Origin of the sequence: Pantoea sp. GCM10028869 (genome assembly GCF_042666835.1) — a bacterium.
GTDB lineage: Bacteria > Pseudomonadota > Gammaproteobacteria > Enterobacterales > Enterobacteriaceae > Pantoea > Pantoea leporis.
Genome location: NZ_JBHTGO010000009.1, coordinates 160,671 through 183,215, shown reverse-complemented (window position 1 = coordinate 183,215; position 22,545 = coordinate 160,671). Strand labels below are relative to the sequence as shown.

Sequence of the window (22,545 nt, the reverse complement as noted above, 5' to 3'; positions counted from 1 at the left end):
GGTACAGCACAAAAGTGGGGGTGATCGACCTGAAGAAAAAGTCGATCACCATGGGTAAAGGATGTTAAAAAGTGTTCACCATGTCCCCGAACACCTGTCTACCATGTCCCCGGACTGTACACCCGCACGCGGGAGAGGGAATGTTTAGAGGGCGCTCATTGTTACGTACGTGCTGGAACGGCCCCTTCTCCCGCGGGCGGGAGAAGGTTGGGATGAGGGACAAACCGCACCAGCTTAAAATCGTCGATAACTGCGCTGCGCCTGGCTCACTTTATACAGATAACGCCGTGATTCTGCCGATGGATGGTTGGTGGTCAGCGTCTGGTAAACTTCCGTCGGCGACATACTATTTATTGACGAGAACGCGCGATCCTTATCGCTGGAGAACACGCGTAGCACGCTGCCCGCGCCGCCGTTGTACGCCGTAATCACCGCATAACGCCGTGATGTCGGATCCTGAATCCCACCTAAATAACTTCTCTGCAGCAGCGACAAATACGCGGTGCCCGCATCAATATTATTCTCAGGATCAAGCAGATAGCTGCGGCTCGGTTTGCCACCTTTGCCCTTCATACGGAACACATCAACACCGGCGGTATGCTGCACCACCTGCATTAACCCCAGCGCATCAGCGTGGCTCACCGCATACGGGTTGAAGCTCGATTCAATCTGCATAATCGCCAGAATCAGTGACGCATCCACGCCATATTGTTCAGCGGCTTTACGCACCATTGGCAGATATTTGTGCGCACGTTTGTCGAGGTGGTTTGGCACCATCGGAATGGTAACCGACCAGATGACGTGCAATCCGGAGGTGCGTTTCTGCAGTTTGTTTTGAATCAGATAATCAGCAAAGCTGCCGGCGCGGCCCTGCCAGCGGATCGGCTGGCCGGTATTATCCAGCACCTGGCCGTACAGCAGCGGCTCTTTACTGATTTGAATATCGTTGGCATCGGAGTAGAGATCGACATTGCCCGGATCTTCGCCAATCAACAGCGTGGTGATGATCGCCTGACGCAGGCTGGCCATCGGATCGGTACCGGAAATGGTCTCAATGGTGATGCTACCGCTGTCAAAGTTGATGTGACTGCGGGTGTAATAACCGTCGCTATATTTGACGTAATCTTTCGGTCCGGCGATCAGAACTTCATTGATTCCCCAAATGTTTTCAATATTGTGGGCAAACTGGCCCATCAAAATATCGAAACCGTTGGTGTCCTTGACCCACTCTTCATGAAACTGCGATTTTTTTTGTCCGGAGCAGGAGACCAAAAGTGGTGCAATCACCAAGAGCGCTATCAGTTTTTTATTCATTGTTAATGCGTGCCTGAATCGAAAAAGAGGGCCTCAAAGGGAAGCCCTGAACGGTTATTTTTCTGGCGGGGTGTAACCTTCAATGTGCACATCTTTGCCTTCGAACAGGAAATTGATCATCTCCTTCTCCAGCACTTTGCGATCTTCCGGGTTCATCATGCTCAATTTCTTCTCATTGATCAGCATGGTTTGCTTGGACATCCACTGCTGCCAGGCCTCTTTGGAGATCTCATTAAAGATGCGCTTACCCAATTCGCCAGGATAGAGCTGAAAGTCCTGACCTTCAGCGTCGCGTTGCAGATAAGTACAAAAAATGGTGCGGCTCATTACTCTTCCTCTTCGGTCACGTCTGCTCGACGCGTAAGCTGCTGGGGATGGCGCAATTCATGCAGCAAGCGCTCAACCGGCGCCGCCAAACCCACTGACGGTGGTTGCGCTAAGTTATACCAGAGACCGCCCGCTTCATCCATCAGCGACCCAGCGGAAGGCTTTGCGAGCCACATAGGCACAATGTCTAAGTGGAAATGGCTAAAGGTGTGGCGGAATGCGGTGAGCTGTTGCGGTTTAACATGAATGCCGCGCTCAGTTAGCCAGTCAGTTAGCGCTTGCTCACTTGTAAACTGCGGGAAGCAGAACAGTCCGCCCCACAGGCCAACCGGCGGGCGCTGCTCTAACCACACGTCATCGCCATCCTGCATCATCAGCATCCAGCCGCTACGTTCTGGCAAGGTCTGTTTGGGTTTCTTACCGGGATACGCCGCCCAGCTGTTGTTGGCATAAGCAACGCATCTGCTATTAAGCGGGCAGATTTCGCATTTAGGGCGTGAGCGAGTACATACTAATGCGCCAAGGTCCATCATCGCCTGATTGAACTGGCTGACGCCTGCCGCTGGCGTCACATCTTCGCTGATCTGCCACAGCCGTTTTTCAACCTCCTTTTTACCCGGCCAGCCGCCCACCGCGTAGCAGCGCGCCAGCACGCGTTTTACGTTGCCATCCAGAATTGGGAAGTGCAGACCGAGCGACAGCGATAACACCGCGCCCGCGGTAGAACGGCCAATGCCCGGCAGCGCTGCGACATCGTCGAAGTTTCGCGGGAACTCGCCACCGTGCTTCTCCACCACCTGTTTCGCGGCTTTGTGTAGATTGCGCGCGCGCGCGTAATAGCCGAGACCGGTCCACAGATGTAGCACTTCATCCAGCGGTGCCGCTGCCAGATCGGCCACCGTCGGGAAGCGCGCCATAAAGCGTTCAAAATAGGGAATGACGGTAGCAACCTGGGTTTGCTGCAGCATCACTTCAGAGAGCCATACCATGTACGGCGTTTTCTCCTGCTGCCACGGCAGGGTTTTGCGACCAAAGCGCTGATACCAATCCAGCACTTGTTGCGCGAACGTCGGCGCTTGCATCATAAGAAGGAAATTTTCCGTGTTTACTCTACAATCAGGCAGGAATTCCAGCACAGAGACCTCAGGGTGTAAACCGGAACATTGCAAAGGCTTGCTTCTGCTTCCTAACTTTGCATAATGCCCGTTTCCCAGAACAGGCTAACCAGCAGGCTTCAACATGATTAATGACGTCATCACCCCAGAATTTGATGAGAACGGGCGGCCATTACGCCGTATCCGCAGTTTTGTGCGCCGTCAGGGGCGCTTAACGAAAGGACAGCAGCTCGCGCTCGATAATTTATGGCCGGAGATGGGCGTGGAGTTCCAGCAGGAGCCGCTGGATCTGGTGACGCTGTTTGGCCGTGACGCGCCGGTAGTGCTGGAGATCGGTTTCGGCATGGGCGCCTCGCTGGTGACCATGGCGCAGAACAATCCACATCAGAATTTCCTTGGCCTGGAAGTGCATGCGCCGGGCGTGGGTGCCTGCCTGGCGTCGGCGAAGGAAGCGGGCGTGGAGAACCTGCGCGTAATGTGTCACGACGCGGTAGAAGTGCTGCAGAAGATGATTCCGGATAACTCGCTGCGCATGGTGCAGCTGTTCTTCCCGGATCCGTGGCACAAAGCGCGCCATAACAAACGTCGCATCGTACAGGTGCCGTTTGCTGAGCTGGTGATGCGCAAATTGAAGCTGGGCGGCGTGTTCCATATGGCGACCGATTGGGAAGCCTACGCCGAACATATGTTGGAAGTGATGAGCAGCATCGACGGATATAAAAATCAGTCGGAAAGTAACAATTACGTGCCGCGTCCGGAAACGCGTCCGTTAACCAAGTTTGAGCAGCGCGGGCAGCGACTGGGCCATGGCGTATGGGATCTGATGTTTGAGAGGGTGAAATAATGGCCGTACAGCGTAGCCGTCGTTTGCGTAAAAAACTGCATATTGATGAGTTTCAGGAATTAGGCTTCTCCGTCGCCTGGCGTTTCGCCGAAGGCACCACCGAGGAGCAAATCGACGCCACTGTTGATCAGTTCATTAATGAAGTGATCGCGCCGAACGGTCTGGCGTATGACGGCAGCGGTTATCTGGTGTGGGAAGGTCTGGTGTGCTTGCAGGAAACCGGCAAATGCACCGACGAGCACCGCGAGCTGGTGCGCAAGTGGCTGGAAGCTCATAACCTGACGGATGTGCAGGTGACTGAACTCTTCGACGTTTGGTGGGACTAAAGATCGTATCGGGCTAGCTTACTTGCCCTTTTTGCACCGGGCAGTGCTCGCATTCCTCACGTACTTATGTACGCTCCGGATGCTGCGCGCTGGCCGGCACAAAAATGGCTGCGACGCTCAACGCCCGACCTTTCAGCGCGTAAAAAGGGAGATTTCATGGTTCGTAAGGCACTTATCGCCGCGCTGCTGCTGGCGGCAACTCAGGCTCAGGCTGCATACGAGTGCAGCGTCAAGCCACAGGATGATGTGATCATTAAACCGCAGAGCGTGCAGGTGGTGGGAACCAACGGCAACCTCGAAATCACTCCGCAGGGTGACGTGCAGTTTAATGGCCAGAAGGTCAACGTTGATAACGCCGCGCGCCAGAAAGCCATCGACTACCAGACCGCGCTGCGTCGCGATTTGCCGTGGATCGATAGCGGCGCAACCTCGCGTCTGGAACGCAGCCGCGTGGCGCTGGATAAAGTGATTGTCGACAAGCTCGGCGCGAACAGCAATGTGCGTAATCGTCTCACTAAACTGGATGGCCAGCTCAAGCAGCAAATGAACCGCATTATTGAGCATCGTCCCGACGGACTGACGTTCCATCATCAGGCTATCGATCAGGTGCGCGCGGAAGGCGAGAAGCTGGTGCAGAGCACGCTAGGCGGCATCATGCAGGATAGTCTCAACGAAATGGGCAGCAGCCAGGCGGCGGGTGGGAGCAATCCACTGCAGGCCATTATGGGCAACCTTGGCGGTTTACAACAGTCGGTGCAGGCGGAGTGGAATAAGCAGGAGCAGGATTTCCAGAACTTCGGCCACGAAGTATGCAACCGCGTAACCGTGCTGGAAGAGCAGCGCAAAGGACTGATGCAGAACGTTAAAAGCTAATGATTTGCTTCAGCTAACAAAGCCAGCCCAGTCGGCTGGCTTTTTGCTTTTAAGATGCACTGCATTTAAGAACCTTAGATTCGGGACGAATCTGATAACCGTAAAAACACCAAAATAATAAAGATGAAAGTGAGTTAGCAACTCATTGAAATTATTTATTTTTAAGGAGTTTTTATGTTATTTTTTAACGCCTCTGCTTCCAGTAATACCCCTTCACCTCACACCGTGCATATTCAATCCGACTGGTATAACGATGCGCAGAAGCGATGGGAAGGCAGTGCGCATTCGCCAGATACCGTTGCAGTCATCATCATGGTCAATGGTAAAAACCCAATAAGTGTGCCAGTGAGTGGCGGCCGTTTTTCCTGGACGCCTTCTCAACCGTTGCCTGACGGTGAACATGTGCTGACCTTTGTTGCCGTTGATCGCGCTAATAACCAAAGTGATATCGTTTCGGTCAATTACAACATTGATACTATCGCGCCTGATAAGCCGCAAATTACTGCAATCGAAGACTATGCAGCGGGTGGAATACATAACGGCAATAGCATTAAGCGACATGGTTACACCAACGACGCAAATCCTGTCGTGCGTGGCGAGGCAGAAGCAAATAGCCTGGTATATATCTACAACAAAAACAGCAAAACGCCCCTGGCTTCGGTAACCGCTAATCAGCATGGCAAATGGGAGGTGGAAGTGAACCTGCCTAACGACGGTGCATATGAGTTGAGTGCCGTGGCAGAAGACCGGGCAAATAATCGCAGCCAGCCGTCGCTGAAGTGGCCATTTCAGCTTGATACCGAGAAACCGGATAGCGCCACCATCAATTACTTTGAGGATGATGTTGGTTTGTATCGCGGACAGTTTGATCTCATCCGGGCCACTGACGATCGCCGCCCTGAGCTGTACGGCACTGGCGACCCTAATGAATATGTACGCGTTCAATACGCCAGCAAAAACGGCAGTTGGGTAACAACCGCGACCGTTGCGGTAGACAGTGATGGCACCTGGCTGTGGACTCCACCGCAAAATCTCTCCGATGGCGAATGGAATTTCCGCGTTCGCAACATTGATCATGCCGGCAACGTCAGTAAATGGAGCAGCACCGTCACGCTGCTGATTGATACCACAACAATTCAGCCCCTCATTATGCAGGTGCTCGATGATAGGGGACCGATTGAATCGGTATTGCCAGGGCAAAATACCGACGATGCACGTCTGGATTTTATCGGTAAGGCCGAAGTTAACAGCCTGGTGATTCTGTATCAGGATGGTACGGCGGTGGGATCGGCTTATGCAAATAGTCAGGGTGACTGGAGAATGACTCCGCAGCAAGATATGCGTGCAGGGCTGAATAATTTTGGTGTGAAGGCGATAGATGAAGCTGGGAATGAAAGTTCCTACTCTGCAAATTATCCGGTGAGATTCATCCCGTCACCCCAATATGAAGCCAATTATGAAAGTGAATCAAGAGATGATGGGAATGGGGCGAGCTATTTGCCCATCCCAGGAGAACGCCACATTTATGATGTCGCGAGCTGGTTAAATACGTACCCGTCTCATTATCTGGTGAAAGCGGCAAATATTATTTTTTCGGGTGAAAACCAGATAATTGATTTTGCTGCGCTAAGTGCACGTGTGGAAGGTTTGCAGAAAATAGATATAAGTGGCAAAGGTAATAATCTGCTTAATCTCGATCTGCACATGTTACTGAACGAAGGCGGTGAGGGGCTCTTTATCAACGACAATAGTCAGCAATTGATGATTGATGGCGACATGGGCGACCGCATCACGCTTGATCGCACGCAATTCAGCGACGGCTGGTTAACTTCGCAGAATAAAGTCCATATCGGCGGGGAAAACTGGACACTGTTAACCCATAGCCAGGCGCATTACACACTGTTAGTGAATCAGGAAATTGAAATTACTTACGGCTAATACGCAAAAAAGATGCCCGGTATAAGCCGGGCATTTTTCATTACTCTTCTGTCAGGAACAGTTCCAGCAGCGAGTTCAGGAACAGTTTGCCTTTCTCAGTGATCTGCCAGCTCTCCGTGGTTTCCTCCACGTATCCTGCACTTATCGCCGCATCAATTTGCGGGCGAATCATCTGCTCATCCATGCCGGTATAGCGGCGGAAATCGGCGCGCGGTGCGGCTTCCAGCAGACGAAAACGGTTCATAAAGAACTCGAACGGCTTGTCGTTCTCGGCCACGTCGTGCTGCTTATCGAGATAGTTGCCTTTCATAAAGCCGCGCGGATGACGGGTTTTCACCGTGCGCACGATGCGACCATCGGCTTGCGTCAGCTTACCGTGGGCGCCACAGCCAATGCCGAGGTAATCCCCGAAGCGCCAATAGTTGAGATTGTGCTCGCAGCGGTAACCCGGTTTGGCATATGCCGAGGTTTCATATTGCTGATAACCTGCGGCGCTCAGCAGTTGATGACCTTGCTCAAAAATATCCCACAGCGCATCGTCATCCGGCAGTTTTGGCGGGCGCGAACCGAATAAGGTGTTCGGCTCAATCGTCAACTGATACCACGATAGATGCGGCGGATTAAGCGCAATCGCCTGGCGCAGATCATCCAGCGCTTCCTCCAGTGACTGATCCGGCAAGCCGTGCATCAGGTCGAGGTTAAAACTGCGCAGGCCTAATCCTTCCGCCAGTTGGGCGGCGCGCACGGCTTCTTCCGGCCCGTGAATGCGGCCTAAACGCGCCAGCTTCTGTGGACTGAAACTCTGCACGCCAATCGAAATACGGTTAATACCGGCTTTCTGGTAGGCGCTAAAGCGATCGGCTTCAACGGTGCCTGGATTGGCTTCCATGGTGATTTCCGCATCGGCCGCCAGCGGCAAACGCGCACGCACGCCGTCCATCAGCATCTGCATCGCATTGCTGCTCAACAGGCTTGGCGTGCCGCCGCCGATGAAAATAGTGCGCACTTCACGGCCGCCGGTCAGCGGTAAATCCTGTTCGAGATCGTTGAGCAGGTGCTGCACATACTCAATGTGCGGCACCTCGCCTTTTAACGCGTGAGAGTTGAAATCACAGTACGGACACTTCTGCACACACCACGGAATATGGATGTACAGGCTTAATGGCGGCAACTTAGGTGAAAACTCAGGCATTGCGCATCGCTTCCAGCAGCAGCGTCAATGCTTTACCACGGTGAGAGACGGCGCGCTTTTCGTCTTTGCTCAGCTCTGCCGCCGTTTTACCCAATTCAGGGACATAAAAGATGGGATCGTAACCAAAACCGCCTGCGCCCGCTGCCGCGCGGGTGATTTCCCCGGCCCAGCTACCGTGGAACACCAGCGGCGTGGGATCGGCGGCGTGACGCAGGTAAACCAGCACGCAGTGGAACTGAGCCTGACGTTTGCCATCCGGCACGTTTTCCAATGCCACCAGCAGCTTATCCAGATTCTGCTGGTCGCTGGCATCAACGCCCGCATAGCGCGCGGAGTAGATCCCCGGCGCGCCACCCAGCGCATTGACCGCCAGACCGGAATCGTCGGCAATCGCCGGTAAACCGGTAATCTCAGCCGCATGACGCGCCTTCAGGATGGCGTTTTCGATGAAGGTCAGGCCGGTTTCTTCCGCCGACTCAACGCCGAGTTCGGTTTGCGCCACGATATCAAGTCCGAAGTCCGCTAACAGATCGGCCAGTTCGCGGACTTTGCCGGGATTTCCGGTCGCGAGTACAACTTTTTGCATAACAGTTCCAGATAGACGAATTACAGCAAATACCAGAGACCTGGGAACAGGTCCATGCCGAGGAAATTCAGCGCGTACAGCACCAGAATCACAATCATGGCAGAGAAATCGATACCGCCCATCGCCGGCAGAATACGGCGAATCGGTGACATCAGCGGTTCAGTCAGCTGCATCAAAACCTGATCCACCGGGCCGCGACCCTGGCTGATCCAGCTCATCAGCGAACGAATGATGATCACCCAGAACACCAGATAACCGGCGGACTTCACCAGCGACAGCAGGCCAACCAGCAGGTTGGTGGGATCAACGGAGAACACGCCGACCTGAATCAGCAGCAGGATCGGATATTTCAGCGTGGTCAGCACAAAGGCCAGCAGCAGCGATGCGGTATCAATCGGGCCAATGGCCGGGATGACGCGGCGCAGCGGCTTGATAATCGGTTGGGTGATCTTCACGACAAACTGCGCCAGCGGGTTGTAGAAGTCACAGCGCGACCACTGCATCCAGATGCGCAGCAGCAGCACCATCACGTACAAATCGATCAGCGTTTTGACTAAAAACGTCAGTGTTAACATGAGGTTCCTCAATTATTGTTGTGAAGGTCGCGCATAATCCCGCGCGCCAAAAACGGCGGTGCCAATACGCACCATGGTGCTGCCCGCGGCGATTGCCGCGTCCATATCGTCGCTCATTCCCAGAGAAAGCGTATCGACGTCAGGATAGTCCTGTTTTAAGGTTTGAAACGCGGCGGCCATCTGCTGACACACCGCCAGTTGCCGTGCGTATTCTGACTCAGGCGCCGGAATCGCCATCAGCCCACGGAAGCGCAAATTCGGCAGTGCGGCGATCTGCTGCGCCAGCTCCGGCAACGCCTCCAGCATGATGCCAGATTTGCTGTTCTCGTCACTGATATTTACCTGAATTAACACGTTGAGCGGCGGCAACGACGCCGGGCGCTGATCGTTCAGACGTTGCGCGATGCGCTGGCGGTCCACGGTGTGGCACCAGGCGAAGTTTTCCGCCACCAGACGGCTTTTATTGGATTGCAGCGGGCCGATAAAGTGCCATTGCAAATCAGGATGTGCGGCCAGCTCAGCCACTTTTTCAACCCCTTCCTGCACGTAATTCTCACCGAACGCGTGTTGTCCAGCGGCAATGGCTTCTGCGACCGCGCTCGCAGGTTTGGTTTTGCTCACTGCAAGCAGCGTAATTTCTTCTGGCGCGCGGCCGCAACGTGCGGCGGCGGCGGCGATACGCTCACGCACTTGCTGTAAGTTGTGCTCAATGGAAGTCATAGTCAGGAGAAGCTAAATGGAGTTGGATGAAATAGTGGCCCTTAGTGTAAAGCATAACGCCGCCGATCTGCACCTTTGCAGCGGACATTTGCCGCACTGGCGGCGACAAGGCGTGCTGGAGAAGATTCCGCAGCAGAGCGCGCTGGATGGCGGCTGGCTGGAAGCCTTTATGCAGCAGTGGCTCACGGCGTCGCAGCAGGCCGAGCTGGAGGAGAACGGCCACGTTGACTTCGCTATTACGCTTGCCAGCGGCATACGGCTGCGCGCCAACCTGTTTATGCAGCGTCACGGCTTATCGCTGGCGCTGCGGCTAATTGCCAGCCAGGCGCCCGATCTCAGCAGCCTGCATCTGCCCGAGGTGGTGAGCCAGCTATTACAGCTGGAAGAGGGACTGATTTTAATTACCGGCGCCACCGGCAGCGGCAAATCCACCACGCTGGCGGCGATGGTGGATTGTCTGAATCGTCAGCAGGCGCGGCACATTCTGACGCTGGAAGATCCGATTGAGTTTGTGCATCGCAGCCAGCGCTCGCTGATTCAACAGCGCGAAGTAGGTGCGCACTGCGCCTCGTTTCAACACGGGCTGAAAGCCGCGCTGCGTGAAGATCCTGATGTGATTCTACTCGGCGAACTGCGCGACAGCGAAACCATCCGCCTGGCGCTCACAGCTGCAGAAACCGGGCATCTGGTGCTGGCTACGCTCCATACGCGCGGCGCAACCCAGGCGGTTGATCGGCTGGTGGATGTCTTTCCCGCCGAGGAGAAAAACCTGGTGCGCACTCAATTAGCGGGCAGCCTGAAAGCGGTGCTGGCGCAACGTTTAGTGCCGGCAAAAGCGGGCGGGCGTATTGGCTTGTTTGAAGTGTTGGTGGCGACGCCAGCGGTGGCGAACCTGATCCGCGAAGGCAAGATGCATCAACTGCCTGGCGTATTGCAAACCGGCGCGCAGGCGGGCATGCAAACCTTTGCGCAGAGCGAGCAGGGGCGTCAGGCGGCGGGGATGATTTGAAGAGATCCAGATAGGCGCTCAAAGGCGGAAAACCAACCCATTGTAGCGGCGCGATTCATCGCGCATATTTATGCCGCTGCCCTGCTCATCCGTGGCAATGCGCAATAAATGCGCCGCTACGCCATGTGCCAGTTCTGGATGGCTTTAATGCGTATCAAACCAATCTTCGAGGATAATCACCGCGGATTGGGAATCAACCTGGCCTTTCTGCAACGCACGAAAACCGCCGCGTTCAAACAGATCGGCACGTGCTTCAACGGTGCTCAGGCGCTCGTCCTGCAGCTCGACGCGTACGCCAAAACGACCATGCAGGCGATTGGCGAACTTACGTGCGCGCGCAGTAAGTTCCTGTTCGGTGCCATCCATATTCAGCGGCAAGCCCACCACCACATAATTGGGCTGCCACTCTTTCAGCAGCTTTTCGATCAGCTTCCAGTCCGGCGTACCATCCTGCGCTTTTAGCGCCGTCAACGCGCGCGCGGTGCCCGTTAATTGCTGACCGACAGCAACGCCGATGCTTTTGGTGCCGAAATCGAAGCCCAGTAAGGTTTCACTGGCCATCAGGCGTGCCCTGCATCGGTGGCAATGTTGTGAATATCGACGCCCAAACCGCGTGCCGCTTCACGCCAGCGTTCAGCGATGGGCGTCTGGAACAGAATATTGGTGTTAGCGGGCGAGGTGAGCCAGGCATTCTCCAGCAACTCCTCTTCCAGCTGACCTTTCTCCCAGGCGCAATAACCCAGCGCCACCAGCACGTTATCGGGCTGTGAAGTGGTGCCGATCGCTTCCAGCACATCACGTGAGGTGGTGATCACCGTGTTGTCTGAAATACGAATGCTCGAGGAGTAAATGCGCTGCGCCGAGTGCAGTATGAAACCACGATCTTCCGCCAGCGGACCACCGGCAAACACTGGCTTGTCCAGTTTGATGGCAGGATCGCGTTCGGATGCGCTAATTTTAAGCTTTTTAAGGATGCCTTCGACCGTCAGGTTGTCCATTGGCTTATTAACGATCAAACCCATGGCGCCATCTTCATTGTGCTCACAGATATAGACTACCGAGCGTTTGAACAGTGGGTCCTGCAGCGACGGCATCGCAATTAGAAAATGATGCTGTAAATTCATTATCACTCGTATACCAAAAATAACCGGCGCAGCCGCGGCAGCGCCGGTTTTGGGTGTTCACGGAGTGGAGACTCCGACGGCATCAGCCCAGGCGTTTCTCAATGGCATCCATCAGCATGCCAGTGATCGATATCGGGAACGCGGCCTCGATTTCACGTACGCAGGTTGGGCTGGTCACGTTAACTTCAGTCAGTTTATCACCGATAATATCCAGGCCGACAAAAATCAGCCCTTTGGCTTTCAGCGTTGGGCCAACGCGACGCGCAATTTCCCAGTCACTGTCGCTCAGCGGACGCGCTTCACCACGGCCACCGGCTGCCAGATTACCGCGCGTTTCGCCGCCTTGCGGAATGCGCGCCAGGCAGTAAGGCACAGGTTCGCCATCCACCACCAACACGCGTTTGTCGCCGTCTTTGATCGCCGGCAGATAGTTCTGCGCCATGCAGAAGTACTGGCCGTGATTAGTCAGGGTTTCGGTGATCACGCCGAAGTTGGGATCGTCCTGTTTCACGCGGAAGATCGAGGCGCCGCCCATGCCGTCCAGCGGCTTAAGGATCACGTCGCCATGCTCCTGCCAGAAGGCGCGCAGCTGCTCTTTATTACGCGTGACCAGCGTATCTGGCGTCAGGTCGGCGAACCATGCGGTATACAGCTTCTCGTTGCAGTCGCGCAGGCTCTGCGGTTTGTTCACGATCAGCGTACCTTGCTCTTCTGCGCGTTCCAGCAGGTATGTGGCATAGATAAATTCGGTGTCGAACGGCGGATCTTTACGCATCAGCACCACGTTAAGATCGGCCAGCGGGATATTCTGCTCGCTGCCAAACGTGTACCAGTTGTCGTAGTTCTGCTCAACGCTCAGCAGACGCGTGCGCGCGTAAGTCACGCCACCGCGCAAGGAGAGATCGCCCATCTCCATGTAATGAATTTCGTAACCACGGCGCTGTGCTTCCAGCAACATGGCGAAGCTGGTGTCTTTTTTAATATTGATGGACGAAATCGGGTCCATAACGATGCCAAGCTTAATCATTATTCTCTCCTAAATGGGGAAGCATTTACCCCGAAAGCGTTGTGCTGTGAAGTTACGTTCGAACCCGAAAGTATCGCTTAACCGAGGTCACCAAACCTCACCTGAAGTGCCGTAATGGCGGTGAGTGCGGTGGTTTCGGTGCGCAACACGCGGGGTCCAAGCAGAATATCGGTAAAACCCTGCTGCGCGGTCATGGCAATTTCATCGGCGGTTAAGCCACCTTCCGGCCCAATCAGCAAGCGCAGGCGCTCTACCGGCTGCGGCAGCGTGTTGATGCTGTGGCTGGCGCGCGGATGCAAATTGAGCTTCAAACCGTCTTCGGCTTCCGCGCACCAGGCTTGCAATGTCATCGGCTCGCGAATTTCCGGCACACGATTACGGCCGCACTGTTCACAGGCGGCAATCGCGATTTTCTGCCATTGCTGAATTTTTTTTGCCAGCCGCTCGGCATCCAGCTTTACGCCGCAGCGTTCAGAAAACAAGGGCGTAATCACATTCACGCCAAGTTCGATCGATTTCTGGATAGTGAATTCCATTTTTTCACCGCGCGACATCACCTGACCGAGATGTAAATGCAGCGGGGATTCACGGTCATCAGCCTGGCTGGCAAGGACCCTTACTTTTACACGCTTTTTATCAGCCTGGGTGATTTCGGCGCTAAAAGTCAGATTACTGCCATCAAACAGCTCAATTTGCTGACCGGCCGTCATGCGCAGCACGCGTCCAACATGGTTAGCGGCATCTTCATCGAGGAAGACTTCACTGTTAACTTCGAGAGATTCGGGATGATAAATGCGAGGTATACGCATGCGGTTCCTGCCAGCGTTATGCCGTGTCAGCGGACACGGCGCAATCGAAAAAAACTAGTTTAGGGTAGCGCTTTTAGCGCTGGCAAGCCTGCTGTACGTAGGAATTGTGATTTCCCTGCACTTTGGCGATGCGATTGTCGCGCTCACACTCCCAGCTCGTCACCGGATATTGCTTATCCCACGCGGTAAACAGTTGGGTTTGCTGACGCGACAGGCGCAGGTGATATTGGTCGCGCATATAGAAGTAAGTGCGGGCAATGGCGCCACGCGCACGCTCCGGCGGCTGCGCCAGTTTCTGCTTAAAATCGACCTTCATGCTGCATTGACCGTATTGCTGTTCGCCGCCGTTCCATTGGCTGTACTGGAAATTATTGCGGTCGCCGTTCACTTCACCAATCGCTGGCTGCAGGTTATGCAGATCGCTCTCGATGCGGCGGTAATCGGCATCTTTGCTGCAGCTTTTGCGGCCGCCGTTTTGCCAGCACTGACGCTGATGGCCGAACTCCCACGCGGGCATCACATGTTCCCACTCAATGCGTTCGGCGCGATTGGCGTTCTTACGCACGCTGTAGCCGCAACTGCTTAGATCCGGTACGCCCTTTTTGCCGTGCCAGCTGATTTTGCAGCCGCAGTAAAAGTCGGCGGGCGCATCTGCGTTGATCTGCGCGGCATAGGCTTTGGCCTGACTAAAATTGTTTTGATGATAATGAGTGAAACTGAGGCTGTAAGCGCTAAGCGGGGCAACTAACAAGGTAAGTAACAGCAACGTTTTGCGAGACATATTCCAAAAATTAACCTGGTCCTGAAAAAGGGCGGCAGGGTAACAGAATGATGACGCACGGGATATGAGATTAGGCTAGGTTGCTGAACTAATTCGATAAAAACTCACCGGGTTGCAGCAGGGATTTGCAGTGCACACAGCGATATTCGCTTTCTCCACGCAGCACACGATTATGGCGCCGTACGGTGAGCTGATGCTGCTGACAGCGGCAGCGATAGGGGAAGGTGTTGCTGCGCACCGAGGCGATTTCAAACTGGTGGGTGCGGCGCGCAGGCACGCCAAGCACGCTCTCCATCATCCATTTCCACTCTTTGCCGTGCGGCGGCACGCGGCCAAAGGTTTTCCACACCAGCAGATGCGCCAGTTCGTGCGGCACCACTTCATCAACGAATGCCTGCTGATTCTCCAGTAGCAGCACCGGATTGATGCGGATTTCCCACTTCTCCAGCCATGCGGTGCCCGCAGCGGTGCCGCGCTGCTGATAAACCAGCGAGGGCTCATCAAAGCGGCGTTCCAGCTTCTCGTTGGCCAGCTGTAAATAGTGGCGCAGCGAGCGCATAACGGCTTGTTGTAAGGCGATGGGAAGGCGCGGTGTTTTCATGGGGGCAGCATAAAAGGTTGCCGGAACGATCTCAAATAAAAAGGGCTGCCAATTGGCAGCCCTTGCATTCGCTCATCGGGATTACTTCTGACCGATATCGCGCAGTTTTTTGCCGGACATCAGGTTGCGCTCGATGTGCTCCAGCGAGACGTTTTTGGTCTCTGGAATCAGCGCCAGCGTCAGCAGAATGAAGAACACGTTCAGACCGGCGTAAACCCAGAAGGTTGGCGCGTTGCCCAGCGTATTCAGCATGGTCAGGAAGGTCGCACCGACAATCATGTTGGCAATCCAGTTGGTCGCGGTGGACACCGTGATACCGAAGTCGCGGCCTTTCAGCGGCTGAATCTCGGAACACAGTACCCAAATCAGCGGGCCAGCAGACATCGCAAAACCAATGATGAACATCAGCAGCATCGCCACCGCGAAGTATTGCGCTTCTTGAGAATGGATGCCGATGTGCAGCATGGTGCCGAGAATGCCCATACCCAGCGCCATCACCAGGAAGCCCAGCAGCAGCGTAGGTTTACGGCCCCAGCGATCCACCAGACCGATAGCAATAAAGGTCGCCAGCACGTTTACCAGACCAACAATGACCGTGCCCCACATTTGCTGCGTGGTGTTGGCAAAGCCAGCGATTTCGAAGATCTTCGGTGCGTAGTACATGATGACGTTCATGCCGGTGAACTGCTGCATCACCTGCAACAGCACGCCAAGGAACACTGCGCGGCGGAAGTTGCTGTTGCTCTGGAACAGCTGCCAGCCCGACTGTTTAATTTTCAGGCTTTCACGGATTTCATCCAGTTCACGTTTTGCTTGTTCGCTGGTATCACGCAGGCGCGATAACACGCGCTCAGCACTGCGGAAGTCACCTTTAGCCGCCAGCCAGCGTGGGCTGTTGGGCAGGAAGAAGACGCCAATCAGCAGCAGTACCGCAGGAATAGTGATGATGCCCAGCATCCAGCGCCATGCGCCAGCGTCGCTGAACGCGGTATCGGAGAGATACGCCGCCAGAATACCGATGGTGATCATCAGTTGATACAGCGAAATCATACTGCCGCGAATCTTCTCTGGTGCGATTTCAGAGAGATACAGCGGCGCGGTGTAAGAAGCAACACCCACGGCCAGGCCAAGCACCACACGCGCGGCGATCAGCATTTCCGGGCTGGTTGCACCCGCAGACCACAGTGAACCGATAACGAAAAGAATCGCACCGGCCATCAGGCTCTTTTTACGACCCAGACGCGATGACATCCAGCCGCTGCCCACCGCACCGACTGCAGCACCAAACATCATTGAGCTGACGATCCACTCTTGCTGGTGGGCAGTGACGTTAAAATCTTTCGCGATGAAAGGCAGAGCACCGGCGATAACACCGATATCCAGACCAAACAGCAAGCCGGCCAGCGCCGCTAAGAAGCAGACAAACAAGGTCATGACCTTATTTGAAGTTCTGCTCTTGTGATTATTACCAGGCATGAAGCCTCCAAAGTTTATCCATCGTTGTTGTTATCAATGTTATGAAACCTGTCGGCGGAAAAAAGTGAGTAAGATCACGCCAGTGTAATCGGTTACACACGCTGAAACCCTGCAATCCAGCATTTTCCGCCCGAAATAGTTACGTAACCAGTAAGGTATAGCACCCTTTAAGTTTCTGACATCGCACTAAATACCGGCTATCAGACGACGCTGAAAATAACGCATTTTCAGAGTAATAACTACGCTGAAAAATCTCTAAATTGCCGATTGATAAAGGATTTCAAAATGTAATCGTTATCACTAAGTTGTAAGCGAGGTGAAAGAAGTGTAGACGGCGGAGAAAAATGTGCCTGACGATGCAAAGGCATAAAAAAAAGCCCGCCAAAAGCGAGCTTCGATGTCAAATTGTGCAGCGTCGCCCTCTCCCGTTGGAGAGGGCCGGGGCGAGGGCATCAGCCCGCAGAGTAGTCTATTACTTCAAACCCGCCGCTTCGCGTAGCTGCGCGGCTTTGTCAGTCTGCTCCCACGGGAAGTGCTCACGACCAAAGTGACCGTATGCTGCGGTCTCTTTGTAGATCGGTTTCAGCAGATCCATCATCTGAATCAGGCCGTATGGACGCAGGTCGAAGAACTCGCGCACCAGCAGCGTCAGCTGCTCGGTGGAAACTTTCTCGGTACCGAAAGTTTCAACCATGATCGAGGTTGGCTCAGCCACGCCGATGGCGTAAGAAACCTGGATTTCACAACGGTCAGCCAGGCCAGCCGCGACGATGTTTTTCGCCACATAACGTGCAGCGTAAGCGGCAGAACGGTCGACTTTTGACGGATCCTTACCTGAGAACGCGCCGCCACCGTGACGCGCCATGCCGCCGTAGGTATCAACGATAATTTTACGACCGGTCAGACCGCAGTCGCCCATTGGACCACCGATGACAAAACGGCCAGTTGGGTTGATGTGGTATTTGGTGCTGGCGGTGATCCACTCAGTCGGCAGAACCGGCTTGATGATCTCTTCCATCACCGCTTCACGCAGATCGGCGGTGGTCACATCTTCAGCATGCTGGGTCGAGAGTACAACTGCATCGATACCGACAATTTTGCCGTCATCGTACTGGAAGGTGATCTGGCTTTTTGCATCCGGACGCAGCCACGGCAGTGAACCACTTTTACGCACTTCAGCCTGACGCTGCACCAGACGGTGCGCGTAGGTGACCGGCGCTGGCATCAGCACATCGGTTTCGTTGCTGGCGTAGCCGAACATCAGGCCCTGATCGCCCGCGCCTTGTTCCAGCGGATCGGTACGGTCAACGCCCTGATTGATGTCTGGAGATTGCTTACCAATCGCGCTCAGCACTGCGCAAGAGTTCGCATCAAAGCCCATATCGGAATGGACATAGCCGATTTCACGTACGGTATTACGGGTGATCTCTTCGATATCCACCCATGCGCTGGTGGTGATTTCACCACCCACCAGCACCATACCGGTCTTCACGTAAGTTTCGCAGGCCACGCGCGCTTTAGGATCCTGCTCAAGGATCGCATCCAGCACGGCATCGGAAATTTGGTCAGCGATTTTATCAGGATGTCCTTCTGATACGGACTCAGATGTAAAAAGGTGTTTAGCCATTCTGTTCTTTACCTTAAAAATGGTTTGAATACGACTGCATAGCGTAAGCGGGATCAGACCGACTCGACGCCCCTTCAGGCAAAGCCGCAAGCAGTGGCAGCGAGAGCATTAACTCACACCGCCTGGATGTTAATCAGTTTAGATGGAAAACCATCTGGACGGCTATTCTAGGTTACTCAGTGAGCACTTTTCCAGTGCTTTTTCCGATCCCGCATTTTCCGCAACATCCTAAGTGGAATCATTTCCTGACACCGCGCGCAGTTACTGACAAAGATTTTGCAATTTACCCCGCGTGGCTGTATAAAACGCCGCTGCTGTCGACCACAGCCGCAAAGGATGACGCCGCCGTGCGTCGCGCTGTCAGATGCCATTTAATCTGACCTTCACCCAAGCCGTTTCTCGCATGCTTTAAGCAGGCGATGGAGGTGATTAAAGTAATGAACCACTCTTTCTTTCGCTTTGGTTCACTGCGCTGTTCCGGCGCGCTGGCACTCCTTTCACACTCCAAAACCGTTCTTTTCTCTTATCGACGTTGTGTTCATTCTCCCGACACGCGCGCCGGTTAACATTTCTCTGCATCTATTACTCTATTTCGCTGTCTACTGACCGTGGAAGTCTCAGGCTATTTGCCCCGACTTTGGCGCGGTGTTTTACACTTAGAGTCAGCATTGCACAGTGCAACCTTACAGAGGCAGCAAGCAGGATGAGGCAATTTTTACCTGGCGCCACCATGACAAAACTCGGTAACAAATTCATATTTCAACGGAAAATTGAGGTTCGCGATGTCTGACGACATGAAGAATATCAAGGGTTCGTCAGCTGGCGAACAAGGTGTACTCCGCTCCATGCAGGAGGTGGCGATGAACGATCAGGAAGCGAGCAGAATGCTGCGTACCTACAACATTGCCTGGTGGGGAAACAACTATTACGACGTCAACGAGCTGGGGCACATCAGCGTGTGTCCCGATCCGGATCAGCCGGAAGTGCGCGTTGACTTAGCGAAGCTGGTGAAAGAGCGCGAAGCCGACGGTCAACGTCTGCCGGCGCTGTTCTGCTTCCCGCAGATTCTCCAGCATCGTCTGCGTTCGATTAATGCCGCCTTCAAACGCGCGCGTGAATCTTACGGCTATAAAGGTGATTACTTCCTGGTTTACCCAATCAAGGTGAATCAGCATAAGCGCGTGATTGAGTCGCTGGTCAACTCTGGCGAACCGCTGGGCTTGGAAGCCGGTTCGAAAGCCGAGCTGATGGCTGTGCTGGCTCACGCCGGTAAAACCCGTTCGGTGATTGTCTGCAACGGCTATAAAGACCGCGAATACATTCGTCTGGCGCTGATCGGTGAAAAGCTCGGCCACAAAGTCTATCTGGTGATCGAGAAGATGACCGAAGTGCGTCTGGTGCTGGAAGAGGCCGAGCGTCTGAATGTGATTCCGCGTCTCGGTATCCGCGCGCGTCTGGCGTCGCAGGGCTCAGGCAAGTGGCAGTCGAGCGGCGGTGAAAAATCGAAGTTTGGCCTGGCGGCATCGCAGGTGTTACAGCTGGTCGATATCATGCGCAAAGCGGGCCGTCTCGATAGCCTGCAGCTGCTGCACTTCCATCTCGGTTCGCAGATGTCCAACATCCGCGACATCGCGACCGGCGTGCGTGAGTCGGCGCGTTTCTACGTGGAGCTGGCGAAGCTGGGCGTTAACATCAAATGCTTCGATGTGGGCGGCGGTTTGGGTGTGGATTATGAAGGAACCCGCTCGCAGTCAGATTGCTCGGTCAACTACGGTCTGAACGAATACGCCAACAACGTGATTTGGGCGATTGGCGATGCCTGTGAAGAGAACGGGCTGGAGCATCCAACCGTGATCACCGAGTCAGGTCGTGCGGTGACGGCGCACCACACCGTGCTGGTGTCCAACATCATTGGTGTTGAGCGTAACGAGTTCAGCACGCCGGTGGCACCGGATGCCGATTCACCGCGTCCGATTCAGAGCCTGTGGGATACGTGGCAGGAGATGCACGAACCCGACGTGCGTCGTTCGCTGCGCGAATGGCTGCACGATAGCCAAATGGATCTGTTCGACATCCATACCGGTTATTCATCAGGCACCTACGATCTCGGCCAGCGCGCCTGGGCAGAGCAGCTTTATCTGAGCATCTGCCACTACATTCAGCAGCATCTCGATCCCAGCAACCGCGCGCATCGCCCGATCATTGATGAGCTGCAGGAGCGCATGGCGGATAAGATTTACGTCAACTTCTCGCTGTTCCAGTCAATGCCGGATGCGTGGGGCATCGATCAGCTGTTCCCGGTGCTGCCGCTGGAAGGGCTGAATAAAATGCCGAAGCGTCGCGCGGTGTTGCTCGACATCACCTGTGACTCCGATGGCACCATCGATCACTACGTTGATGGCGATGGCATTGCCACCACCATGCCGATGCCGGAATACGACATCGACAATCCGCCGATGCTCGGCTTCTTTATGGTGGGCGCGTATCAGGAAATTCTCGGCAACATGCATAACCTGTTCGGTGATACCGAAGCGGTTGATGTGTTTGCGTTCCCGGATGGCAGCGTGGAAGTTCAGCTGTCGGATGAGGGCGATACCGTAGCGGATATGCTTGAGTACGTGCAGCTGAATCCTAACGATTTGATGACGCTGTTCCGCGATCAGGTAACGCAACAAACGGATATAGATGAAGAGCTGCGCGCGCAGTTCTTGTCTGAATTCGAGAGTGGCTTGTACGGTTATACCTATTTAGAAGATGAGTAATTAATTGCTCTTAAACCGAGCTCGCAAGGGCTCGGTTTTCGCTTTTCCTGCTATATCCGCGCCTGGCAACAATAATTTAATTTGATTTGTGAAGACGATCACCTTTGGCTTATTTGTAACCCGCCACGTAAATCCCACATTTACCTCCCCAAATGCTATCTCCTTCTTTTCTCTAATAAAGCGAGTCGGCAACGCTGATTATTGTCTTAATATCCTTACCTTACTTACTGATTCATCATGGATTAAGCAGTTATTCTGTTATGTATTCTTTGCAATGCATAATAAAAATTTAAACATTAAGGTTTTAATAGTCACCATAGAAATTAGTGGTTATTGGCGCTTTTTGGAAGCATAGATGCCAGATAAAGCATTTTGCAATTTGAGTTAAGGAGGGCTATCAAATCGTGCAGAATCTTTTTTTATCATTATTTTTCAATTCGATAAGGTTTTTACAGATCTATTAAAGTAAAAGATAAGTTAAATTAGATTAAGAATTTTCTGAGCTTTTGTGAATTTTAGAGAAATTTACTTACGTTATTGATTGATTTAAACGATTGAAGTTACCTAAAGTGTTTACTGAAATCTATTTCTCAAAGTGTAAGTAGTACGTTAACCTTCAGTTAAGACATTAAGTTTTATCAATGTTTACCTTACTTCTTACATGAGAAATCCTGACAGTTTAAGGCTATCAGGCAGTTGCAGTAAGGATGTGAAATGAGCAATCAACCGAAGACAGTGTTCTTGTTGGAGCCGGTTTACGATTTATCCGGCCAGGTGATTGCCAGGGAATTGTTAACGCGTCTTGCAGACGACGCAAATATCAATAATAAGCGTAACCCTGAAAGGGATGTTGGGTTCTTCAGTCAGCTTTCTGCTGACGTTAAATGGCAGTTATTCCTCCACCAGATCGAAAAACTTATTCAGCTATACCAGAAAGGGTTCGACCAGATTGTCAGTGTCAATGTTGATAGAGATATCGTAGCCAGCATTTTTAAAGATGCTGAAATACAAGAAAAACTGGCTCAACTGACGCTGTTGCGTCTGGAAATATCAGCATTCTTCACCGCGCGATTTAATAGCGCCGATCTGTTGATTTTAAAAGGTGTCGCGAAAGTGACGCCAGCCCCTTTATGGCTCGATGACTTTGGTCCGGGTTATTCCAACCTTTCCATGTTTGATAGCGGAATATTTGAAATCGTCAAGATTGACAAAGAATTTTTTTGGCAATTTGGCGACGGTCGCACCTTTGACATTCTGCTCGACCATCTCAACGAATTATGCAACGGCGTCATCGTTGAGGGTGTTGAAAATCAACAACAGGTCGACCTGCTGTCGCATAAAGCAATTTATGGCATGCAGGGCTATTTGTGGCAGAGCGTCTATCTCGATGATTTATTAGCTTAATCCTGAAATTATTGAGTTGGTTTCATCCCTCGGGGAACTGAAAAAATGTCAAAGCCTGGGCTTTATGCGTTTCACGTCATTTGTGCCCGGCCGCTTGAGAATAAATATATTTTTC

At 53.4% G+C, this 22,545-nt stretch carries 23 protein-coding genes; 8 read left to right on the top strand and 15 right to left on the bottom strand.

The genetic code is table 11. The features are described 5' to 3' along the window. On the top strand, positions 1-68 hold a 68-nt coding region (locus tag ACFQW4_RS20515; RefSeq protein WP_240516136.1), incomplete at its 5' end, for a hypothetical protein. A gap of 166 nt (positions 69-234) precedes the next feature. Here the strand turns inward: ACFQW4_RS20515 and mltC are convergent. Genes mltC through mutY form a run of 3 tightly spaced genes read right to left on the bottom strand, consistent with a single transcriptional unit; the run spans position 235 to position 2,726 of the window. Further along, positions 235-1,314: a membrane-bound lytic murein transglycosylase MltC gene (mltC, locus tag ACFQW4_RS20510; protein ID WP_192236401.1), complete on the bottom strand. Its 1,080-nt coding sequence runs from the start codon at positions 1,312-1,314 to the stop codon at positions 235-237. Positions 1,315-1,368: 54 nt separating this feature from the next. After that, positions 1,369-1,641, bottom strand: coding sequence for an oxidative damage protection protein (locus ACFQW4_RS20505; protein WP_007890330.1), 273 nt, complete (start codon positions 1,639-1,641; stop codon positions 1,369-1,371). After that, the gene (mutY, locus tag ACFQW4_RS20500) at positions 1,641-2,726 is read right to left on the bottom strand and encodes an A/G-specific adenine glycosylase (RefSeq protein ID WP_377727108.1); all 1,086 of its coding nucleotides are present in this window, start codon (positions 2,724-2,726) and stop codon (positions 1,641-1,643) included. The genes ACFQW4_RS20505 and mutY overlap by 1 nt, the downstream gene beginning before the upstream one ends. Before the next feature lie 154 nt (positions 2,727-2,880). On the opposite strand from mutY, the gene trmB reads away from it, so the two are divergent. The 4 genes from trmB (at position 2,881) to ACFQW4_RS20480 (ending at position 6,737) form a co-directional block, all read left to right on the top strand. Further along, positions 2,881-3,600 (top strand): tRNA (guanosine(46)-N7)-methyltransferase TrmB, encoded by a 720-nt coding sequence (gene trmB / locus ACFQW4_RS20495; protein WP_008107230.1) that lies wholly within the window; start codon positions 2,881-2,883, stop codon positions 3,598-3,600. Then, positions 3,600-3,926 (top strand): YggL family protein, encoded by a 327-nt coding sequence (locus ACFQW4_RS20490; protein WP_008107231.1) that lies wholly within the window; start codon positions 3,600-3,602, stop codon positions 3,924-3,926. Before trmB ends, ACFQW4_RS20490 begins: the two co-directional genes overlap by 1 nt. Positions 3,927-4,082: 156 nt before the next feature. Then, positions 4,083-4,799 (top strand): DUF2884 domain-containing protein, encoded by a 717-nt coding sequence (locus tag ACFQW4_RS20485; RefSeq protein WP_377727104.1) that lies wholly within the window; start codon positions 4,083-4,085, stop codon positions 4,797-4,799. A gap of 174 nt (positions 4,800-4,973) precedes the next feature. Next, on the top strand, positions 4,974-6,737 hold the full coding sequence (locus ACFQW4_RS20480; protein ID WP_377727102.1) for an Ig-like domain-containing protein: 1,764 nt from the start codon (positions 4,974-4,976) through the stop codon (positions 6,735-6,737). A 40-nt stretch (positions 6,738-6,777) separates the two neighbouring features. Here ACFQW4_RS20480 and hemW read toward each other — a convergent pair whose 3' ends face one another. Genes hemW through ACFQW4_RS20460 form a run of 4 tightly spaced genes read right to left on the bottom strand, consistent with a single transcriptional unit; the run spans position 6,778 to position 9,810 of the window. Continuing rightward, entirely contained in the window at positions 6,778-7,929 is a 1,152-nt protein-coding gene (gene hemW / locus ACFQW4_RS20475) for a radical SAM family heme chaperone HemW (protein WP_377727100.1), read from the bottom strand. Beyond that, on the bottom strand, positions 7,922-8,515 hold the full coding sequence (locus ACFQW4_RS20470; RefSeq protein WP_377727097.1) for an XTP/dITP diphosphatase: 594 nt from the start codon (positions 8,513-8,515) through the stop codon (positions 7,922-7,924). Before ACFQW4_RS20470 ends, hemW begins: the two co-directional genes overlap by 8 nt. 20 nt (positions 8,516-8,535) lie before the next feature. Further along, entirely contained in the window at positions 8,536-9,090 is a 555-nt protein-coding gene (locus ACFQW4_RS20465; RefSeq protein WP_008107240.1) for a YggT family protein, read from the bottom strand. A gap of 12 nt (positions 9,091-9,102) precedes the next feature. After that, the gene (locus ACFQW4_RS20460) at positions 9,103-9,810 is read right to left on the bottom strand and encodes a YggS family pyridoxal phosphate-dependent enzyme (protein WP_377727094.1); all 708 of its coding nucleotides are present in this window, start codon (positions 9,808-9,810) and stop codon (positions 9,103-9,105) included. 16 nt (positions 9,811-9,826) lie between these two features. Here ACFQW4_RS20460 and ACFQW4_RS20455 point away from each other — a divergent pair, with 16 nt between their 5' ends. Further along, positions 9,827-10,819 carry a type IV pilus twitching motility protein PilT gene (locus ACFQW4_RS20455; RefSeq protein WP_377727091.1) on the top strand — a complete coding sequence of 331 codons (993 nt, stop codon included), beginning with the start codon at positions 9,827-9,829 and terminating at the stop codon, positions 10,817-10,819. A 144-nt stretch (positions 10,820-10,963) separates the two neighbouring features. Here ACFQW4_RS20455 and ruvX read toward each other — a convergent pair whose 3' ends face one another. The 8 genes from ruvX to metK form a co-directional block, all read right to left on the bottom strand. Beyond that, entirely contained in the window at positions 10,964-11,380 is a 417-nt protein-coding gene (ruvX, locus tag ACFQW4_RS20450; RefSeq protein WP_101761907.1) for a Holliday junction resolvase RuvX, read from the bottom strand. Continuing rightward, a complete protein-coding gene (locus ACFQW4_RS20445) occupies positions 11,380-11,943 on the bottom strand; it encodes a YqgE/AlgH family protein (protein ID WP_377727088.1) in 564 nt (187 codons plus the stop codon). The genes ruvX and ACFQW4_RS20445 overlap by 1 nt, the downstream gene beginning before the upstream one ends. Positions 11,944-12,025: 82 nt before the next feature. Then, positions 12,026-12,970 carry a glutathione synthase gene (gshB, locus tag ACFQW4_RS20440; RefSeq protein ID WP_101761909.1) on the bottom strand — a complete coding sequence of 315 codons (945 nt, stop codon included), beginning with the start codon at positions 12,968-12,970 and terminating at the stop codon, positions 12,026-12,028. A 77-nt stretch (positions 12,971-13,047) separates the two neighbouring features. Further along, positions 13,048-13,779, bottom strand: a complete 732-nt coding sequence (gene rsmE / locus ACFQW4_RS20435; protein WP_008107252.1) for a 16S rRNA (uracil(1498)-N(3))-methyltransferase — start codon at positions 13,777-13,779, stop codon at positions 13,048-13,050. Between the two features lie 73 nt (positions 13,780-13,852). Beyond that, positions 13,853-14,560 carry a deoxyribonuclease I gene (endA, locus tag ACFQW4_RS20430; RefSeq protein WP_192236412.1) on the bottom strand — a complete coding sequence of 236 codons (708 nt, stop codon included), beginning with the start codon at positions 14,558-14,560 and terminating at the stop codon, positions 13,853-13,855. 88 nt (positions 14,561-14,648) lie between these two features. Then, positions 14,649-15,161, bottom strand: a complete 513-nt coding sequence (locus tag ACFQW4_RS20425; RefSeq protein ID WP_137386420.1) for a SprT family zinc-dependent metalloprotease — start codon at positions 15,159-15,161, stop codon at positions 14,649-14,651. A gap of 81 nt (positions 15,162-15,242) precedes the next feature. After that, complete coding sequence (locus ACFQW4_RS20420; protein WP_101761913.1) at positions 15,243-16,637, bottom strand: sugar porter family MFS transporter; 1,395 nt, start codon at positions 16,635-16,637, stop codon at positions 15,243-15,245. Positions 16,638-17,109: 472 nt separating this feature from the next. After that, positions 17,110-18,264 carry a methionine adenosyltransferase gene (metK, locus tag ACFQW4_RS20415; RefSeq protein ID WP_061720231.1) on the bottom strand — a complete coding sequence of 385 codons (1,155 nt, stop codon included), beginning with the start codon at positions 18,262-18,264 and terminating at the stop codon, positions 17,110-17,112. Between the two features lie 782 nt (positions 18,265-19,046). Here metK and speA point away from each other — a divergent pair. Both speA and ACFQW4_RS20405 read left to right on the top strand, forming a co-directional pair. After that, entirely contained in the window at positions 19,047-21,026 is a 1,980-nt protein-coding gene (speA, locus tag ACFQW4_RS20410; RefSeq protein ID WP_101761914.1) for a biosynthetic arginine decarboxylase, read from the top strand. Between the two features lie 714 nt (positions 21,027-21,740). Continuing rightward, entirely contained in the window at positions 21,741-22,430 is a 690-nt protein-coding gene (locus ACFQW4_RS20405; RefSeq protein ID WP_101761916.1) for an EAL domain-containing protein, read from the top strand. Positions 22,431-22,545 lie beyond the last annotated feature (115 nt).

Bases quoted from the DNA above. Each gene is read 5' to 3' on its own strand.
- ACFQW4_RS20470 (WP_377727097.1), bottom strand. From the start codon at position 8,515: ATGCAAAAAGTTGTACTCGCGACCGGAAATCCCGGCAAAGTCCGCGAA.
- ruvX (WP_101761907.1), bottom strand. From the start codon at position 11,380: ATGGCCAGTGAAACCTTACTGGGCTTCGATTTCGGCACCAAAAGCATC.
- ACFQW4_RS20420 (WP_101761913.1), bottom strand. From the start codon at position 16,637: ATGCCTGGTAATAATCACAAGAGCAGAACTTCAAATAAGGTCATGACC.
- gshB (WP_101761909.1), bottom strand. From the start codon at position 12,970: ATGATTAAGCTTGGCATCGTTATGGACCCGATTTCGTCCATCAATATT.
- ACFQW4_RS20405 (WP_101761916.1), top strand. From the start codon at position 21,741: ATGAGCAATCAACCGAAGACAGTGTTCTTGTTGGAGCCGGTTTACGAT.
- ACFQW4_RS20485 (WP_377727104.1), top strand. From the start codon at position 4,083: ATGGTTCGTAAGGCACTTATCGCCGCGCTGCTGCTGGCGGCAACTCAG.
- ACFQW4_RS20455 (WP_377727091.1), top strand. From the start codon at position 9,827: ATGGAGTTGGATGAAATAGTGGCCCTTAGTGTAAAGCATAACGCCGCC.
- ACFQW4_RS20460 (WP_377727094.1), bottom strand. From the start codon at position 9,810: ATGACTTCCATTGAGCACAACTTACAGCAAGTGCGTGAGCGTATCGCC.
- hemW (WP_377727100.1), bottom strand. From the start codon at position 7,929: ATGCCTGAGTTTTCACCTAAGTTGCCGCCATTAAGCCTGTACATCCAT.
- ACFQW4_RS20425 (WP_137386420.1), bottom strand. From the start codon at position 15,161: ATGAAAACACCGCGCCTTCCCATCGCCTTACAACAAGCCGTTATGCGC.
- ACFQW4_RS20490 (WP_008107231.1), top strand. From the start codon at position 3,600: ATGGCCGTACAGCGTAGCCGTCGTTTGCGTAAAAAACTGCATATTGAT.
- ACFQW4_RS20445 (WP_377727088.1), bottom strand. From the start codon at position 11,943: ATGAATTTACAGCATCATTTTCTAATTGCGATGCCGTCGCTGCAGGAC.
- rsmE (WP_008107252.1), bottom strand. From the start codon at position 13,779: ATGCGTATACCTCGCATTTATCATCCCGAATCTCTCGAAGTTAACAGT.
- ACFQW4_RS20465 (WP_008107240.1), bottom strand. From the start codon at position 9,090: ATGTTAACACTGACGTTTTTAGTCAAAACGCTGATCGATTTGTACGTG.
- trmB (WP_008107230.1), top strand. From the start codon at position 2,881: ATGATTAATGACGTCATCACCCCAGAATTTGATGAGAACGGGCGGCCA.
- endA (WP_192236412.1), bottom strand. From the start codon at position 14,560: ATGTCTCGCAAAACGTTGCTGTTACTTACCTTGTTAGTTGCCCCGCTT.
- ACFQW4_RS20505 (WP_007890330.1), bottom strand. From the start codon at position 1,641: ATGAGCCGCACCATTTTTTGTACTTATCTGCAACGCGACGCTGAAGGT.
- mltC (WP_192236401.1), bottom strand. From the start codon at position 1,314: ATGAATAAAAAACTGATAGCGCTCTTGGTGATTGCACCACTTTTGGTC.
- metK (WP_061720231.1), bottom strand. From the start codon at position 18,264: ATGGCTAAACACCTTTTTACATCTGAGTCCGTATCAGAAGGACATCCT.
- ACFQW4_RS20480 (WP_377727102.1), top strand. From the start codon at position 4,974: ATGTTATTTTTTAACGCCTCTGCTTCCAGTAATACCCCTTCACCTCAC.
- speA (WP_101761914.1), top strand. From the start codon at position 19,047: ATGTCTGACGACATGAAGAATATCAAGGGTTCGTCAGCTGGCGAACAA.
- mutY (WP_377727108.1), bottom strand. From the start codon at position 2,726: ATGATGCAAGCGCCGACGTTCGCGCAACAAGTGCTGGATTGGTATCAG.